Annotated in this window: 10 protein-coding genes; 5 read left to right on the top strand and 5 right to left on the bottom strand. The window is 38.9% G+C overall.

Going from position 1 to position 18,149, the window contains the following annotated elements:
• Window positions 1–61 precede the first annotated feature (61 nt).
• The 5 genes from I4V44_RS08730 to I4V44_RS08750 all read left to right on the top strand — a co-directional run bounded on the left by I4V44_RS08730 (window position 62) and on the right by I4V44_RS08750 (window position 7,823).
• Window positions 62–940 carry a hypothetical protein gene (locus tag I4V44_RS08730; protein WP_196002603.1) on the top strand — a complete coding sequence of 293 codons (879 nt, stop codon included), beginning with the start codon at window positions 62–64 and terminating at the stop codon, window positions 938–940.
• A 149-nt stretch (window positions 941–1,089) separates the two neighbouring features.
• Window positions 1,090–1,332: a hypothetical protein gene (locus tag I4V44_RS08735; protein ID WP_196002611.1), complete on the top strand. Its 243-nt coding sequence runs from the start codon at window positions 1,090–1,092 to the stop codon at window positions 1,330–1,332.
• A 308-nt stretch (window positions 1,333–1,640) separates the two neighbouring features.
• Complete coding sequence (locus tag I4V44_RS08740) at window positions 1,641–5,756, top strand: hypothetical protein (RefSeq protein ID WP_196002604.1); 4,116 nt, start codon at window positions 1,641–1,643, stop codon at window positions 5,754–5,756.
• Window positions 5,757–5,918: 162 nt separating this feature from the next.
• Window positions 5,919–6,887 (top strand): N-acetylmuramoyl-L-alanine amidase, encoded by a 969-nt coding sequence (locus I4V44_RS08745; protein ID WP_196002605.1) that lies wholly within the window; start codon window positions 5,919–5,921, stop codon window positions 6,885–6,887.
• A 72-nt stretch (window positions 6,888–6,959) separates the two neighbouring features.
• Window positions 6,960–7,823, top strand: coding sequence for a NifB/NifX family molybdenum-iron cluster-binding protein (locus tag I4V44_RS08750; RefSeq protein WP_055154263.1), 864 nt, complete (start codon window positions 6,960–6,962; stop codon window positions 7,821–7,823).
• 103 nt (window positions 7,824–7,926) lie between these two features.
• Here the strand turns inward: I4V44_RS08750 and I4V44_RS08755 are convergent, their stop codons facing one another.
• The 5 genes from I4V44_RS08755 to ltrA all read right to left on the bottom strand — a co-directional run bounded on the left by I4V44_RS08755 (window position 7,927) and on the right by ltrA (window position 17,554).
• Window positions 7,927–9,489 carry an Ig-like domain-containing protein gene (locus tag I4V44_RS08755; protein WP_196002606.1) on the bottom strand — a complete coding sequence of 521 codons (1,563 nt, stop codon included), beginning with the start codon at window positions 9,487–9,489 and terminating at the stop codon, window positions 7,927–7,929.
• Window positions 9,490–9,511: 22 nt separating this feature from the next.
• A complete protein-coding gene (locus tag I4V44_RS08760) occupies window positions 9,512–10,225 on the bottom strand; it encodes a hypothetical protein (RefSeq protein ID WP_196002607.1) in 714 nt (237 codons plus the stop codon).
• A 218-nt stretch (window positions 10,226–10,443) separates the two neighbouring features.
• A complete protein-coding gene (locus tag I4V44_RS08765; RefSeq protein WP_196002608.1) occupies window positions 10,444–14,364 on the bottom strand; it encodes a hypothetical protein in 3,921 nt (1,306 codons plus the stop codon).
• A gap of 291 nt (window positions 14,365–14,655) precedes the next feature.
• Window positions 14,656–15,672 carry a PD-(D/E)XK nuclease family transposase gene (locus I4V44_RS08770; RefSeq protein WP_271724900.1) on the bottom strand — a complete coding sequence of 339 codons (1,017 nt, stop codon included), beginning with the start codon at window positions 15,670–15,672 and terminating at the stop codon, window positions 14,656–14,658.
• 583 nt (window positions 15,673–16,255) lie between these two features.
• Complete coding sequence (ltrA, locus tag I4V44_RS08775) at window positions 16,256–17,554, bottom strand: group II intron reverse transcriptase/maturase (protein WP_118759549.1); 1,299 nt, start codon at window positions 17,552–17,554, stop codon at window positions 16,256–16,258.
• Window positions 17,555–18,149 lie beyond the last annotated feature (595 nt).

Raw genomic sequence — 18,149 nt, forward strand, 5'->3', positions numbered from 1 at the left:
TACCAAAGCTTATTAAGATACAAAAGCGAACGATACATAACGACTACGAAAGGGATGCCAGATGGCAAACAACACCATATTTGATGATGTTTTCCGGACAATGTTGGAAAAAATGCCAGAACTTATTATTCCATTAATTAATGAAGTATTTGGCACAAACTATCCGGCAGACATACCAATTGAACAGCAACGAAACGAACACCAGACAAAGAACGGAGAAAAAATAACAGACTCCCGTTTGAAAATTGCAGACAAAGTCTATCATATAGAATGTCAGAGTACGAGTGATACGGAAATGGTGATTCGGATGATAGAGTATGACTTTGCAATCAGTCTGGAAGAGGCAAAAGTGGAAAATGGCATATATCGGATGTATTTTCCATATTCTTGCGTGATATATTTGCGTGGAAAAGGCAGAAAAGATAATCTGAAATTGGAGATTATTATGCCAGATGGACAAAAAATCAAGTACAGTGTGCCTGCTATTTATGCGGAAAAATACACAAGGGATTACATTTTTCAGAAAAATCTGTTTTTTCTGTTGCCATACTATATTATGAGGTATGAAAAGCAGAAGAAAATAATTGATCAAGAAAAAGAAAAACTGCAAAGATTGTTAGATGAATATGCTGATATTCAAAAACGACTCTATGAAAGCCTGCAAAAACAGGATAGGGGAAAATACTATACAGATATAGTTAGCTTTATAACAAAAATATCAGACTATGTTTTCAGAGATTCTGAAAAAACAAAAAAAGGAATGGAGGAAACTATGGGCGGAAAAGTTCTGGAATTAGAATCAGAAAAATTGATAAGAAAAGGAGCACAAATAACCATAGAAGAAATGGTAAGTCGTATGAGAAAATCCGGTAAATTTACGGAAGAAGAAATAGGCTTAGCGACAGGACTGGATTTAGAAACAATTCGGAAGATAAAATAGAAAAATATTATATAGGATAAGAATTGTTAACGATACCACATTTTCTTCGGAATATATTGAGAAGAGTGATAGATGTAATACAAATTGGCAGGGAAGATATATGGTTTTCTGCCAGTTTGTATGTATATACATCTATATGGAGGAAAACTATGGATACATATGAAATAGCAGCCAAGATAGAGAATTTGGTATGGGAAATAAAAACTGAGATAAAAGACCAGATAAGAAACGAGTTGACAGAAGAATTAAAAACGACTCTAAAAGCAGAATTAACCATGGTAAGTATAGTTCGTATGTTAAAGAGAGGTAAATATACTTTAGAGGAAATTGCGGAGTATACTGACTATCCGCTAGAACTGGTAAAAAAGATAAAGGCAGATTTTTATCTGTAGAAAAACATATGGTAGAGAATCGATAGGGTTCTCTGTCATTTTTACCTTAAAAAGAGAATACTACATCATCTTGTGATAAATAGGAAAATCTCACCACATTTGTAACAAGTTATAGATTTTAAACCTGAAAAATCAAGGAAAATAAATGCTTTTGAAGTGTATGAAATTTAAAAAAATCGTAAAATTCTTGAGCATTACCCTTGACAAAAAGTGGTGAAAGCACTATTATTAACCATAACAGACAGATTATGTCTAGGAATCTTTACCCAAAAAGAAATAGTTATATTAAGGAAAGGGGAACTATAATCATGACAAAGATTAAAAACACAAAGAAGGGCATGGCAAAAAAGACATTAAGTATGTCACTTGTTGTTGCAATGCTTGCTACTTCTAATGTGCCGGTATGGGCTGCTGAGTTCAGCGATGGATCTGACGCATCAGTTGCTACTGAAGCAGATGCATTTACTGCTGATGAAACAGAAGTTCCAGTTGTAGAAGATACTTCAGATGTAGATACTGCTACTGCAGATGCAATCACAGCTAGCGACCTTGATGTATCTGGACTTACATTTACATTAGATGGTGGAAGTAAATTAGATGGAAAAGCTGTATTTGGTAATAAACTTACCGTAGGTGGAAAGATTGTAAAAAAATCTGATAATACACCATTACAAAATTATTCATTTGGATACAGAATTAAAGGGCATACAGATGCTTTATTAACTGGAACAGTAAATAACAATTCCGTAGCTTCAATGAGTCAGAATCTTTATGGTAATACATGGACACCTGCAATTGGGCAGACTATTGAGTTATATATTTTCAGAGATGACGCTGCTGCTAAAATCGATAATTTAGTTCTTGCATCATTTACACTGGAGAAAAAAGAAGTAACAGGTGCCATTGAATTACAGTTAGATGGACAAAATGCTAATCAGGGTACTTTTAAACAGACAACAGATGGATATACCATTGCGTATACAGGAAAAATTTATTCCTTCAGCAAAGATTCAACAGATGAAAATTCTATTTCCATTTCTGGTATCTCCAGAACAGATGGAACAGGAAATACTCCGATTGATTATGACAAATATGATGTAGCAGTGTCTAATTCTGTTCAGAATGCCGGTGATGTAATGACTATTCGTGTTACACCAAAAGCTAATTCTGGATTAAGCGGAGAATTTACAACAAAAGTAACTGTCGTAAAACGTCAGGGTGATAAAAAAGCAGAATCATTCCTTAATGCAGAGTTAAAAGAAAATTTGGAATATGAATATACAGGTAATCCTATTGCTATTCCGACTGATAAACTTACTGTAAAAGAACAAAAAGGCTATGCTGATGCTACATTACCGCAGGATGTTATTAAATCAGCATCAATACCTGCAACTGATGCTAATGGAACTCCAAAAGTTACAGTTGGCTTAAATGCTGATAAAGTAAATAACTTTGATATTTCAACAAAAAACACTTTAGAAACCGATAACACGACAGGATATCAGGTAACAATTAAAAAACGTGATTTAAGTAAAGTAAATGTTAGCCTTGCATTTAATAAAAAAGCTTTGGACTGCGTTCCTCAGGGACTTGCAGTAAAAGATTTTTGGAAATATCTTGCATTCGCTACAGCAGATGGGACAGCATTGACTCTTAAAAGTACTGACTACACTATTGAAGTAAAAGATGGCAATACTGTTATGAAAGCCAATGATACTTTTAAACAGGGAACCTATACCGCTACAGTTGCTGCTACAACAAATGGTAACTGCGTAAATTCTGTTGACTTTACATTTATTGTCGGAAGTGCTGTTTCTTCCGCAAAAAGTGATAATCTTACCAATACACAGTATTTCTATACAGGTTCTGAGATTAAACCAGACAAAACTATTTTAGGTGATGTTGATGTTTACGGTAAAGTAGCTGGTCGTCCTGATGTTGAGAAAGTTGCAACCATCAAACCGGCAGCTTATGAAATCGTAGGATATAAGAACAATGTTGATGCAAATGCGGCTCAGAAAGGTACCGTTCCAACTGTTACTATTAAAGTAACTGGTGGTAGTGACTATGTGGGCAGAACATTTGACATTCCATTTACTATTCAGCAGTTAACTGTTTCTAAAGATACAGTTACTGTACCGAAAACAGTTTCCTATGAAAAGGATTATACTAAAGCAGAAGAATATAAAGTTCAGCTTGCTGTAACTGCAAAAGATACAGTCAAAAAGACAATTGTAAAAGCTTTAACTGCTAATGATTATACTGTAAAATATGAATACAAAGCAGGACAGAAAAACGCTGATGGTTCTTATACAGCAACAGCTAACAATGGAAAAAATGACCTTCATAACTTCATTCAGTCTACAATTGTTATTACAAATAAAAACTTTAGAACACAGGATACAGTTAGTGGTACTGCCGTTTACGGAACCGAACTGACTCTTGCAGATAAAACAGAAATCGTTGCTAAAGCTCTGACAGACAGTATGGTTAAAGTTAATCCATCCAGCTATACATATACCGGAGCAGCAATTGTTCCTAATTACTATGTAATTGATGGAGTTACTGTACTGTATAATCAGGCTGACTATGGAACAAAAGGTGAGTACAAATATGTACGTTGTGACAACAACCTAAATGTTGGTACAGCTAAAGTCGTTGTAGCAGGTATAAATGATAAATATTCAGGAACAGCTTCTGCATCATTTGAAATTACTCCGGCAAACACAAATGACGTTAAAGTGACAATTGATAATCAGACTTATACAGGCAAACAGGTTAGACCTCGTACATTTAAAGTTACTTTAAATGGAAACGATGTTACAAATCAGTTTGAGATTGTTGGATATGGTGAGAACGTTTCCGGTAAAGGTACTGTAGAATTAAAACCAACTTCTAAAACCAAAAACTTTACAGGTGCGAATATTACAGCTGAATTTAATATTGTAAAAGAAGTTGTAACAGCTCAGTTAGATATTTATAATAAAAATGGTGTTAATGTAACAAATAATTACAAGGTAACTAATACAACCGGTAATTATGCTGGCTCATCCTTTGATTTCGATGGCACAGAAAAGACATTTGCTGCTACTACAATCAAAGATATCAAGAAAGTAGACAGCAATGATGGTGGATTAGTTGCTACAAAAGCTACTGCTAATGATCTTGAAGTTAAATACTATGAAAATATTGCAGGCGAAAAATCCGGATTAAAAGACAATAAGGGAAATTATTACAATATTGCATATGTATATCTTGTTGCAAAAGACGGAAGCGGATATACAGGAAACAAAACACTTCCTGGAACTAAAATTACAGGTGTTGTAGATTACATCACATTTGCAATCAAGAATGTAGCGTTTGTTGACAAAAATGTCACTGTTACTAACGGCGTATATGCTGGTGGACTTCAGGTAAGACCTCAGGTTCTTGTACAGATTAATGGAAATACTTTAGTTGAAGGTAAAGATTATGAGTTAGTAGTTGAAGGTGAAGTTGACGGAAACCATTACACAGATGCTACAGCTGCAAAACCATTCAAAGTTACTGTAAAAGGTAAAGGTGGTTATACAGGATCTTTATCTAGCAAATTTGACTGGGGTATTGACAAAAAAGATATTAAAGACTGTGATGTTAAAGTTACTGACGGTATCGTAACTGTTATGAACGGATATGTTCCTGTTCCAACTACAGAGTACACATCCAAGAATAACGGAGACGGAACATACACAGTAACAGCTAACAGCGCCTCCAAGAACTACACAGGTTCCAAGACGGTTAAAGCTGATGGAAAAGCCGCAGACGAAAAACCAGATGCTCCAATGATCAGCAGCGTTAAAGTTGTTGGCAACAAAGCAACTGCAATCCTTTCCGGTGATTCCGAAGGTGCTGCAGGTTATGACTATGTAATCTCTACAGATCGTGACTGCATCACAAACAAAGACTACGATTCCGTAAACAAGAACCAGGTTCAGACCTCTACTACATTCAAATATGTACAGCAGGGAACATACTACGCATACTGCCACGCTTGGAAACGTGATGCAAACGGCAAGAAAGTATTCAGCGACTGGTCTAACGCATATCCATTCGTTGTATCCGCAATCACACCGGATGCTCCAGTTATCACAAACGTTAAAGTAAGCGGATCTACTATCAAAGTAACATACAAAGCAGCTGCAAATGCAACTGGTTACGACGTAGTACTTGGAACAGATTCCAAGAAAGAAAACGGTGAGACACGTCCATACCACTATGGCGATCACAAAGTACTGAACCTCAAAGAAGGTACAGTAACAGCAACATTCAAGAAGGTACCAAAGGGAACATGGGTAGTTGGAATGCATGCATTCAACAGAACATCCGAAGACGGAAAGAAAGTCTTCAGCCCATGGTCAAACCTGAAAAAGGCTACTGTTAAATAATCCATTTGGGTAATTAATACAGATTCCTAAAAAGAAGGCTCCGGTCATTGCGACCGGAGTCTTTCTTTTTAGGAACTTTTTGCCACACTCCCAGACAATTACATGATATAATCAACATACAGAACCCTTACTTAAAATATCTCTAATGAAAGGAAGTCATGTATGAAGAAAAGAAAATCATGTTTTATCTGGCTCTTGTGTATTCTTCTCCTGGTCACAGTTTTACCTTCTGTAGATTTTACAGATGTCCAGGCAGCATCTGTCAGCAGTACTTTCACCGGATGGAAAACCTACGGTGGAAAGAAATACTATTATAAGAATGGCAAAAAGCTGACAGACCTGCACAAAATCGGCAAGTATTATTACTGTTTTGCCGCAGACGGTACCATGCTTACAGGATGGCACCGTATTCATAATCGTTTCAGGTATTTTGGCAAACAGACCGGAAGAATGCGTATCAATCAGACTGTAAATGGACGAAAGATCAACAGTAAAGGGGTCTGGACTCCTGTTGTTGTACTGGATCCGGGGCATTCTGCTGTCGTTGCCGGTGGTTATGAACCTCTTGGTCCTGGTTCCAGTCAGCTGAAAGAGAAAGATACGTCCGGAACCCAGGGTGTTGCTACAGGTGTGGAGGAATATAAGCTCAATCTGAGCATTGGTCTTCAGCTAAGAACCCTTCTTCAGAAAAGAGGGTTTAAGGTAATAATGACCAGAACCAACAGTAAAGTAGCTCTCAGCTGTATTGACCGTGCAAAAGTGGCAAATAAGGCAAAAGCAGATGCGTATATCCGTATCCATGCCAATGGAAGTGATAATTCCTCTATCAGTGGAGCACTGACTATCTGTACAACCAGAAACAGTCCTTATATTTCATCTATGTACGGAAAAAACAAAGCTCTTTCTGAGGCTGTGCTCAATGCATATGTGTCAGCTACAGGATGCAGAAAAGAATACGTCTGGGAAACAGACTCTATGACCGGAAATAACTGGAGCAAAGTTCCGACAACGATTATCGAGATGGGATATATGAGTAATCCTTCCGAAGACCGCCGTATGCAGCAGAGTTCTTATCAGAAAAAAATGGTACGGGGAATTGCAAATGGAATTGAGAATTACCTGATCAAATAGCCTTGCTTTTGTGGCACAGACAGTTTATACTGGACTGAATGGGTATAAAAAATAATTTGGAGGATTTTTCAAATGAAAATTGCAGTAACATACGATAATGGAGAGATTTTTCAGCATTTTGGAAAAACAGAGTCTTTTAAAGTTTATGAAGTGGAAGACAACAAAGTAGTTTCCAGTGAAGTGATCGGTTCTAACGGTACAGGACATGGAGCACTTGCAGGTCTGCTTGCTGAACAGGGTGTAAATGTTTTGATCTGCGGTGGTATCGGCGGTGGTGCTCAGACAGCTCTCACAGAGGCAGGAATCGAATTATGCGCCGGGGCCCAGGGAAATACCGATCAGGCAGTTGAAAGTTATTTAAAAGGCGAATTAGTGTCTTCCGGAGCTAACTGCGACCATCACCATCATGAAGAAGGGCATTCCTGTGGCAGCCATGAGGAGGGACACTCCTGTGGAGACAGCTGTGGTGGCGGATGCGGTGGATGTGGCGGATCACAGCCTCCGCTTACAGGACGCAATGTAGGAAAAACCTGCCGCACACATTACAGAGGAACTTTCAATGACGGAACACAGTTTGATTCTTCTTACGACCGTGGCGAACCGCTGGAATTCATCTGCGGTGCAGGCCAGATGATCAGAGGGTTTGATGCTGCTGTAGCTGACATGGAAGTTGGTCAGATCATTGATGTTCACCTTATGCCTGAAGAAGCATACGGTATGGCAGATCCAAACGCTATCTTCACTATGGAAATCGCCCAGCTCCCAGGTTCCGAAGACCTGACAGTTGGCCAGCAGGTATACCTGTCAAACCAGTTCGGTCAGCCATTCCCTGTTAAAGTAACAGCTAAAGATGAGAAAAATATCACATTTGATGCAAACCACGAAATGGCTGGAAAAGAACTTAACTTCAAGATTGAATTAGTAGAAGTGAAATAAGACAAATACTCAGGGCAGCCTCCCGGCAAAGATTTTGCCGATGAGACTGCCCTGTTTTATACTTTATTTACCAAAGTGATAGTGCTTTTTGTAGTTTTATAATTTACGAGTAAAAATTTACTGTTTTTGTGGGCTTACTGTATATTCGCTTACCGTTTACTGTCTTAAAAGCTCTTACATAATAATTATAAACCCAGTACATGCCTGTTTGGGAATCATAAGCCTTTGTGTCTTTCCAGGTTGAGACAGAGGACTTCACTGTTTTGGCAGCGGAACCATTGCGATAAATTACATATCCGGAAGCACCGGCTACTTTTGTCCAGGAAACCTCTGTACCACCGTTACTCATTTTACATGAAACCTTAGATGGAGCCGGGACAGCAGCTTTTCTTGATTTCACCGCTGAAAATTTAGAATATTTGTTTTTTCCACTTGCGTTGGTTCCATAAGCACGGACTTTAAATGAATAGGTTACTCCCGGTACTACATCTGCATCGAAACTGACAGCTCCTGTTTTCAGAGTTTTTATCCGCTTATAAGAAGACTGGGAATCTGTCCTGCAGTAAATCTGGTATCCTTTGGCACCCGGAACCTTTTTCCAGGTTAAATGTATTTGATCTGCAGATTTCTGGGAAAGTTTCAGCACCGGTTTTGTCAGTGGTGTGTTGTTCTCAGATACCTTTACCGTCACCTGACACTGGGTCTGAAAATCTCCGGCAGAAGCAGTGATTACTGCCTGACCATAACCGTTCCCCTGAATGGTTCCATCCTCTGAGACAGATGCAACCCCAGGATTACTGCTTGTCCAGACCACATCTTTTACATCATCAGAGTTAGATGGTGTAAAGGAAGGTGTGAGTTTTTGTGTATTGCCTTCGTCAATTGTCAGATTTGTCTGGTTCAGAGCAATTCCATTAAGTGGAGTTGTCACTACGGGGATTTCATACAGGTATGTGCGGGAACTGTCATAGCTGCCATTATCATAATTTCCGGATACCCATACAATATTACGTCCCCATAAGATCGGCTGGGAATCCGTCTGGATCGTTACATTCTTGTATAACTTGGATAATATTACGTTCCCGGAAGCATCCATAAGGAGATAATGCAGAACGCTCTGGTCGGAGGTTTCCTCTGAGAAAAGGACTGCGTACTGATTATTTCCTACAGGGATAAGTTTTGGTTCTGTCAGGGTTATTTTTGCACCTGACGGTGAATACTGAGTGAGCCAGATAAATCTGGAAGCCATACTGTTCTTATCTGTGATTATCATAAAGATATTTTTGTTAAGATTCTCATATCCGGTCTGTCCATTCACAGCAAAACCATGGGGAACAGACTTGCCTACTGTGATCAGATTATTTCCTGCCAGAGAAAATCCGGTTACCTCGCATCCGGTATAATTATCACCTGTAGCCCCCATAAAAGGAAAGATATTTACCGCACGATCCTGAGCGATATATCCGCCGGAATATGCGGAGAAGGAGGACAGGATCAGACCTCTGTAACAAGCATCCCCATGATCCAGAAAATATACATGAGAACCGTCATTTACAACAAACTGATTAAGGGAATGGCTGCAATAAGGCATATCTGAATTAATAAGCGTCATATCCTGAGTGTTAATGACAAAAGTGATATTACTCTGATGATGAATCCCTTCCATTGTCAGAGCCCTCTTTTCCCCTTTATCTAAGTTCGATAGTTATACGTTCTTTGATACCGGTTTTAGAATTAACTGCAGTAAACATGATCCTGAAACCTTTGCCTCCCGCTACCGGGATCTTGCTTCCGTTTGCCACGGATTCACTGCGCATCCATCCTTTTTGCAGGTATTCGATCGCAGGTTTCATACTGCCATTCGCAGGATTATTTCCACTATATATGTAAAGTTTGTCAAGCTTCCATCCTTTTGCAAGAGTAACCGTTGTTTTTACTTTCTTTCCGGCAAATTTTGTGTAGCTGAGACTTGTTTCAGAAGAAGATTTAAATCTGGAACCCGGAACAGTAGTTGCGCCGATCTTTACTGATTTAACAGGATTTACATATTTTTTAACAGTTACCTTTATTTTATATGTTTTACCCTGACATTTAAAAGAAACAGTAGCTGTACCGGCTTTCTTTGGGACTGCCAGAATCGTATAGTATGTCTGTGAAGTGCCGTAGGTGGATTTTGACAGTTTGACAGTGACAACTGCCTTATTACTTGATTTTAGTCTGGAAACTTTGGACGATAAGGAAGCCAGGGATTCTGTTGCCGGCTTCGGATAGGCAACTAAGGTTGCCGATGCAGGAACATGTTCATCTGCCGCCCAACCTGTAGCAGAGGTCACTGCAAACATGGAAAGGATCATTCCAAACGCCAGTAAAAAAGAGAGTAATTTTTTGCTTGTTTTCTTCATTCTTTTTCCCTCCTAAAAGTGTATGTTAGAGTTAACTGAACGTTTCAGACAGGAACAGCTGTCTGGAGCATTCCTATATACTCAATATAGCACACAACTTTCACAGCGTCCATGACAGATTATGTTGATTTAGCGTGCAAAATTGCCGATAAAGAAAGACTCCGGTCGCAATGACCGGAGCCTTCTTTTTAGGAATCTGTATTAATTACCCAAATGGATTATTTAACAGTAGCCTTTTTCAGGTTTGACCATGGGCTGAAGACTTTCTTTCCATCTTCGGATGTTCTGTTGAATGCATGCATTCCAACTACCCATGTTCCCTTTGGTACGTTCTTGAATGTTGCTGTTACTGTACCTTCTTTGAGGTTCAGTTTCTTGTGATTGCCATACTGGTATGGACGTGTCTCACCGTTTTCTTTCTTGGAGCCAGTTCCCAGTACTACATCGTAACCAGTTGCATTTGCAGCTGCTTTGTATGTTACTTTAATAGTAGATCCGCTTACTTTAACGTTTGTGATAACTGGAGCGTCCGGTGTGATTGCGGATACAACGAATGGATATGCGTTAGACCAGTCGCTGAATACCTTCTTACCGTTCTCGTCACGTTTCCAAGCGTGGCAGTATGCGTAGTATGTTCCCTGCTGTACATATTTAAATGTAGTAGAGGTCTGAACCTGATTCTTGTTTACAGAAGCGTAATCTTTGTTTGTGATGCAGTCGCGGTCTGTAGAGATTACATAATCGTAACCTGCAGCACCTTCGGAATCACCGGAAAGGATTGCAGTTGCTTTGTTGCCAACAACTTTAACGCTGCTGATCATTGGAGCAGCTGGTTTTTCTGCTTCTGTTGCACCGTTTGTTTTAACAGTTTTAGAACCTGTATAGTTTTTGCTTGTTTTTGCAGCTGCGACAGTTGTTGTTCCGTCATTGTTTGCAGTTGTTGTGTAGTCTGCTGTATCTACTTCAACTTTACCGCATTTAACAGACAGTTTTCCATCTTTAACAGTTACATCTGCATTTGCAAGATTAAATTTGTCAATTCCCCATGAATATGTTAAATTAGCACCAGTTGCTGTTTTATATCCATTCTTAGGTTCGATTGTGACTGTAAGGCTCTTCTTTTCAGTAGCATTTACAACATCTTTGTTAGCAGATACATTCAGATCATAATCTGTACCTTCAACAAGAGTTCTTCCTTTTACTACGATTGAAACTGCCGGTTTCACAGGAAGACCTGCTGCATATGTTCCGTTGGAAACGGTTACGTTTGTAGCTGCAACATCCTGCTGATTGATTTCAATAAAGTCAATTGCAAATACATTTACAGTTTTGTTTCCGGCTGCATCTGTGTATACACCATCTTTTACGGAAATACCGTTTGTTTTATCTGTAGTAGTAAGGTCTCCACCGAATTTGCCTTTTGCTACTGCAAGAACAGCTGCATACTGCTTACTGTCAGTACCTTTCTTTCCATATACGTTATCTACATATTTGATTTCATAATCGGTGCCTTCAGTTAAAGTCTTTCCAGTGTTGTTTACCAGAGAAGTTTTTGCAAATGTCTGAGCAGTACCATCATAATCAAAATTCTTTTTAGCATCGGTAACTACAAATCCATTCGCATCAAGATACTCGAATGTGCTTGGTTTTGTGGTAGATAACATTTCGCCGCAGATGTTGAAGGTTAATGTCTTAGTTCCTGTAAAGTTATTGTTTTTAGGTGTAAGAGTTACAGTACCTTCACCAACCTTAACATTTTCACCATAAGTCAGTGTAAAGTTCTTTGCAACATCAATCTTCTTTCCGTCCAGGGTAAGATCAATCTCATCAGCCGGAACTTCCAGAGAATATCCCCTGTATTGTTTTGTAGCAATAGTTCCTTTTAATTTTGAAGCATCCGCAGACTGGATTGTATAAGTGATGCTCGCAGTTCCCTTGTAATCTCCTGTGCCTTTGACAGTCAGGGTAGCAGTACCTGCATTTACGTTATTTGTGTAAGTATAAGTATATGCTGGTTTGGCTGGTGCAGTAGCTGTTGGTCCTGGAAGAATGTGTCCACCTACAACTACATCAAATGCCGGCTCAACAGCCTGTCCATTGTATGTGAAAGAAGTTTCTCTTAACTTGATGTTTTCCGGTTTTAAGGTTGCTTTTGTAATAGTGGAGGTCTGCGTAAGGATTGCAGTACCACCGGTTGGATTTGTAAAGTTGCCGTTAGCTTTTAATGTAACTGTGGCTTTAACTATTGCTTTTCCATAACTATCGGTAGTAAGTTCATATGCAGTTGTATAGTCTTTGCCTTCTTCCAGTGTTAAAACTTTGTTTGTTCCCGGTACTTTTGCCTTAACTACCAGACCCATTGCAGTCTTATAATCTTCTGGTTTTGCATCAGCAATTTCTTCAACATACTCATTTCTAGTTACTTCTGTAACTGGTGTTTTGTTGATTGTGAAATTATATTCTTTGCTGCTGTTCACATAACTGTCTTTACCAACTAATGTTAATTTAGCGGTACCTGCATTGGTGTTATCGGAATATTTGATTTCATAATCAGTATCTTTTAATGGAGCACCCTGATATGTTGGTACACCAATTTCATCAGCTGTAAATGTTACAGGTTCACCTGTATAATATTTACTTATACCAGTTCCAATGCTATAAACACCGGAAGTTACACCTTCTGTTGTTGTAGTACCTTTTTTGAAAACAGCATCTGCAATGTTTGTTGCATAGATAGATAATACAGCAGTGGTTGATCCTGTTACTTTAGTATTACCTGACTTAGGAGTAATTGTAACAGTATATGTACCAACTTTAGTAGCATCATTTGGAATGGTAACATCTACATCAGTATCAAGAGTTAAAATATCTTTTGTATCTTTATCTTTGTATGTAACAGTAACAGATGGAACTTTGCCAGTTCCAGATGCCGGTGCCTTTACAGGAGTAATAGTTGCTTCCACAGTACTGAGATCACGTGCCTGAACTTCAAAAATGTTAGTGGATTTGATTCTTCTATTCTGTTCCGCTACTGGAGTAATGTTATAGTTTTTGTTTCCAGTTTTCGGAGTTCCATTGATCAAACTGATCCATACGGAATCAGCATTGTACCAGACATTTACATAACCATCTTTATCTGCTGCAAGGTAGTCGGATAAGTCAATTGTTTCTGTTTTTTTATCCACTAACTTAATATCTTCTTTTTTAACTTTAATAGTGTCAGTGCTTTTTCCGTTATATTTAAGAACCGGATTCTTTAAAGTAGCAACCATCTCACCATCAAAAGCGGATAAATCTTTTGGTAAGATCTTATAAGTTGCTGTAATAGAGCCTGTATATGCTGATGACTTAGGTGTTAATGTAATTGTGATTGGTTTATCTGTTACATTTACATAGTCACTATTTTCGTCATAGCCAACGGTATATACTTTTTCAAGGTCAGCCAAAGTTCCTGTAGCATTTAATCCTGTATCAGCTGTTTTAGCTTTAATTGTTGGAACAGCTTTCTGAATTTCGCCAGTATATGTAACATCGGCAGCGGTTGCACTTACAACATCAGCGGTCTTTTTTGCATTTACGGTGATTTCGTTAGAAGTATAACTCCATTTCATCTCATCTTTAGAATCAACAGCGTAAACAAATAATGTTACTTTTTTACCAACAAGAGAAGAATCAATATTAATATTACAAGTCTGAGGCTTACCAGCTGTAAGAGGTAGCTCAGTACCTACAACCTTTCCATCAACTTTCCAAGCAACCTTTAAATCCGGTTTTGTTCCAGTAAAGACATTATTATCTGTTACTGTAACTGATGTTGATAAATTTCCGGACCCCCATACAATTGTATTATCTACAGCTTTACCATTGTACGTCATAGGTGTTAAAGTTGCGGTATATTCTTTACCAGTAGAAGACTCAGTTGCAACATCAGCTGTGTTGTCTTCTACAACAGGAGCTTCTGCAACATCATCAGAGAATGCTTCTGCAGCCGGAGCTTCTGTAGTAACTGATGTTTCACTGCCATCACTGAACTCAGCAGCCCATACCGGCACATTAGAAGTAGCAAGCATTGCAACAACAAGTGACATGCTTAATGTCTTTTTTGCCATGCCCTTCTTTGTGTTTTTAATCTTTGTCATGATTATAGTTCCCCTTTGGGTGGTGGACAGGTTGATTTTGTATAGGAATTTAGTGTAAGGAATGATGATTATTTGTTAAAGTATATGCGTTATATGATTTATAACTAATTTTTTATAGATTTTTATATGAAAATACATAATTATATTCAAAAAGGTCTGTATTTAATGCGCAAAAAAGCTTTCAATCATATCCGAAAAGATGCGATTGAAAGCTTTTTTCACATTATGTAATAAACTTGTTACTTGTTGAGTATAGTTTCATACAGAATTATAAAGGTATCATTTAGAACTTTAGGCTGTAAAAGTCATTCCCATAGATTTTGCAATCTCTTCCAGCTTATCTGTGGCAAAACCGGTATATTTTTTAATTTTGTCAATTGGTTCTTTATCTTCGAGCATCATTTTTGCAAGGGACAGATTTTTCTGTTCTACACCTTGTTCCACGCCCTGTTCGATGCCCTGTTCAATACCCTGTTCAACAAGTGCTTTTCCAAGATTACACATATCCTGCACCTCGCTTTCAAATTCTTCTGTCATGGCAATGCCGAAATCATCCTGAAGACGGGCTTTCTTTGTTTCCGGCGATATGGAAAGAGAAAAGAGTGTGTTCAGCAGATCAAGGATCTCCAAATCACTTTCTTTATCAGCATCACCCAGGTTTACGATCACAACTTCCATAAGGTCATAGCTGTCCGGACTTTCATAAGGTTTCCCCAATACCGTATCCTGTACTGTGTGATAGCGGAAGATTCCGTTCCTGCGTTTTTTTGCCGGATCCGGACAGATCCAGATGCTGTAGACTTTCTGGAGTTCTTCATAATGTTCTCCGGTAAAGACAGTCCCATACTGTTCGGATATCATTCTTGCGCAGTAATAGAAACCTCTTGTAACTAACGGATATCCCGGAGTGTCATTTAACTGGATCTCCAGATTGATGATCAGCTGCACCGGCTCTGCGCTGCCAGGGATGTATGCCCTGAAACGGATGTCATAATACACAGTCTGTTCCCTGATTGCATTTGCCTCGGAATTAAGACTGTCTATCCGTTCGTTTCCATCCAGTGTCCAGGTATGGTCAGGCTGATCCTGATGCACTGCCCGGCTGGAAACTTCGATGTTGTCCTTTAAGCAGTTTTCGCAGATAAACTTAACACTGTATTGGGAAAATTCTTTTGTACAGGATTTGAGGATCCAGGCAGCAACTGCCTTATAGGTTAATAGTTTCTTGGCACATTCGTCATATCTTGCACGTTCTGCGGCAAGGTCTATCGTCTGTGCCAGATCTGTCTGATGTACTATGGATGTCACCTCCCTGTCACATATTTTGTATTTATATTTTATCAGAGCTGTTGTTTGTTTACCAGAGAAACTTTTCGACAATCATAGAATAAATTTTGACAAAAAAGAACCCCTATCGTAATGATGATAGGAGTCCTATTTGGAAATTTCTGTTCTTCTTGCTTTATAAAAATTTCTGTATCATTTTATGTAAAGATTACTTTCTTCCCGGATTTTTTCGATGATCTGACCCCAGTAGCTCATAAATGCGGATTGCTTTATGGCAGCCCCTGTTGGGTCTGAATCCAATGTGGTCCTTTTTAAAGAAAATTGGCTTTATGAAAAATTCAGGATTTTTTTATTTGGAAATTAGATGTTCAGACCCTTTGGATAATGACTATGTACATTATTCATATAGCTGGGATGGTTTTATGTATGGGTAAGGAATTTTATGTTATATAAATTTTAGAGTTCTTTTATGTGGAGATTATTATCTTTCCGGTTATTTTCGATGTCGAGTAGACGCACCCCTTGCGGTCGTACGCCCCTCACAGAATCCGGACTTGCGGCTTTCCCGCATCCGGCTCTTTGCGAAACGAATCGTTCACATTTATCAATTATATACACTGACATATATTCGGGGTCTTACCAGTGGATAGCTGTTATCTATCATATTCAGAAATTCTACCCAGTTGTAGCTTTTCTTTTGACTCCTCCGATTTAGACAGTAGAATAAACTTTTCATTACGTGGTATCGAAATGCTGTTATTCTTTCTGTATTGTCTGTGATTCCATAGTAATGGTAATAACCAGTCAGTATCTGATTGAGTTTAGCAGTAATCTCTTTCAGTTTCCATGTTTTCATGTGTCCCATCAGTTGATTTATTTCTCTGCATTTCTTCGCAAACTTCTTCTTACTGGTTTTCCTCTTCACTCTGAATCTACCATTCTTGCTTTTGGAACAGTAGTGTGTAAAACCTAGGAAAGTAAAGGTACCTGGCTTCGTTCCACTTTTACTGCATCTTTCCTTTGCGTATCGTCCGAACTCTATCAGCCTGCTCTTTTCTTCTTCAAGGCTTAATCCAAAGTGTCCCATTCTATGTTTTAAGTGTTCATAGAACCATACTGCATCTGATTTGTATTGGAATGTCACCACAAAATCATCAGCATAGACCACCAGACCTGCATATCCCTTTAACATCGGCGTTACCACCTCTTTGAACCACCATATCAGCACATAGTGCATATAGATACAGGAAATTATCGGAGAGCAGACGGAACCTTGTCCACTTCCTTCCTCTGTTGCTTCAAATTCATAGTTATTCATAATTCCTGCTTTCAGCATTCGTCTGACAAGGCGGATAATATTCGGGTCTTTGATCCTTGATTCTATAAAACGCACAATCCATTCATGGTCAAGATGCTGGAAGAATCCTTTTATATCCGCATCCAGAACATAATTCGTCGGTTTCCTTTCCAGCATTATGTTTAGTTTGCGGATTGCTTTATGGCAGCCCCTGTTGGGTCTGAATCCCATCATCTCATCATAAAACATTGGCTCGAATACTGCTTCCAGTATCCTGCGCAGTGCTTCCTGTACCAGCTTGTCTTCATAACAGTAGATACTAAGTGGCCGCATCTTCCCATTGTCCTTTGGTATTTCTACCAGTCTTGCTGGTTTAGGCTTATAGGATTTCTTCTTCAAACTTTCTATAAGGGCTTCTAGATTTTCTTCCAGATTTCTTCCGTATTCTTCTTTGGTAACTCCATCTATTCCTACGGCTTTCGTTCCATCCATCTGGACATGACAGTTCTCAAGCATCTCCTTATTGATAAGATGCCCCAGTGATGTAAAGACCATGTCTGGGTTTTCTTTTGATAATTGTGATATTCTCGCCAATTTCGTTTCCATTAGTTCCCCTATCTCTGTGTATAGCTAATGTTTCCTCTTTGATATAGTTTCGCAGGCCAGAACTGCGAGGCACAGTTCTCTCTCGACTTCCCTCCAGTATTTATTTTGTTCACACCTTCACCGGTACTGTTCGGGCCTCCGACTACCTGCACTTCGTTTGTCTTTCTTCTTTTGGTTGGAGGACATACTTTTCATTTACACACTCTGAAAAGAAAATGCAGGTCCTCTCCAGTTGACATATAGTCCCTGTCTGACATGAATAGTTTCAACAACACCGCAGAGGCATGCAAAATCTCACCATAACGATAAGTGCATATATTGTCTTCCACCCTGACCACGGTGTCGACCCTCTGATACTTTGGGATTTCGGTGCTCCATAGCTATCCCTGCTATCTTGCTGTCTACGCTTAGCCTGCACGTTACCGCAACAGACTCAAGACTCGCTTCAAATGCTGTGGTTAACAGCTTATTTGATGGGGCTTCCACCCACCGGACTATATACCCTTTGCTGGACGCACGGTCAGACCCCAATGTGGTCAACTTAAGCCCAGAATGCTGAAAATTCAACGATTCTGGGCTTATATTCTGGATTTTT

This window comes from Blautia sp. 1001283B150304_161114_C9 (assembly GCF_015668165.1).
GTDB lineage: Bacteria > Bacillota > Clostridia > Lachnospirales > Lachnospiraceae > Blautia_A > Blautia_A wexlerae.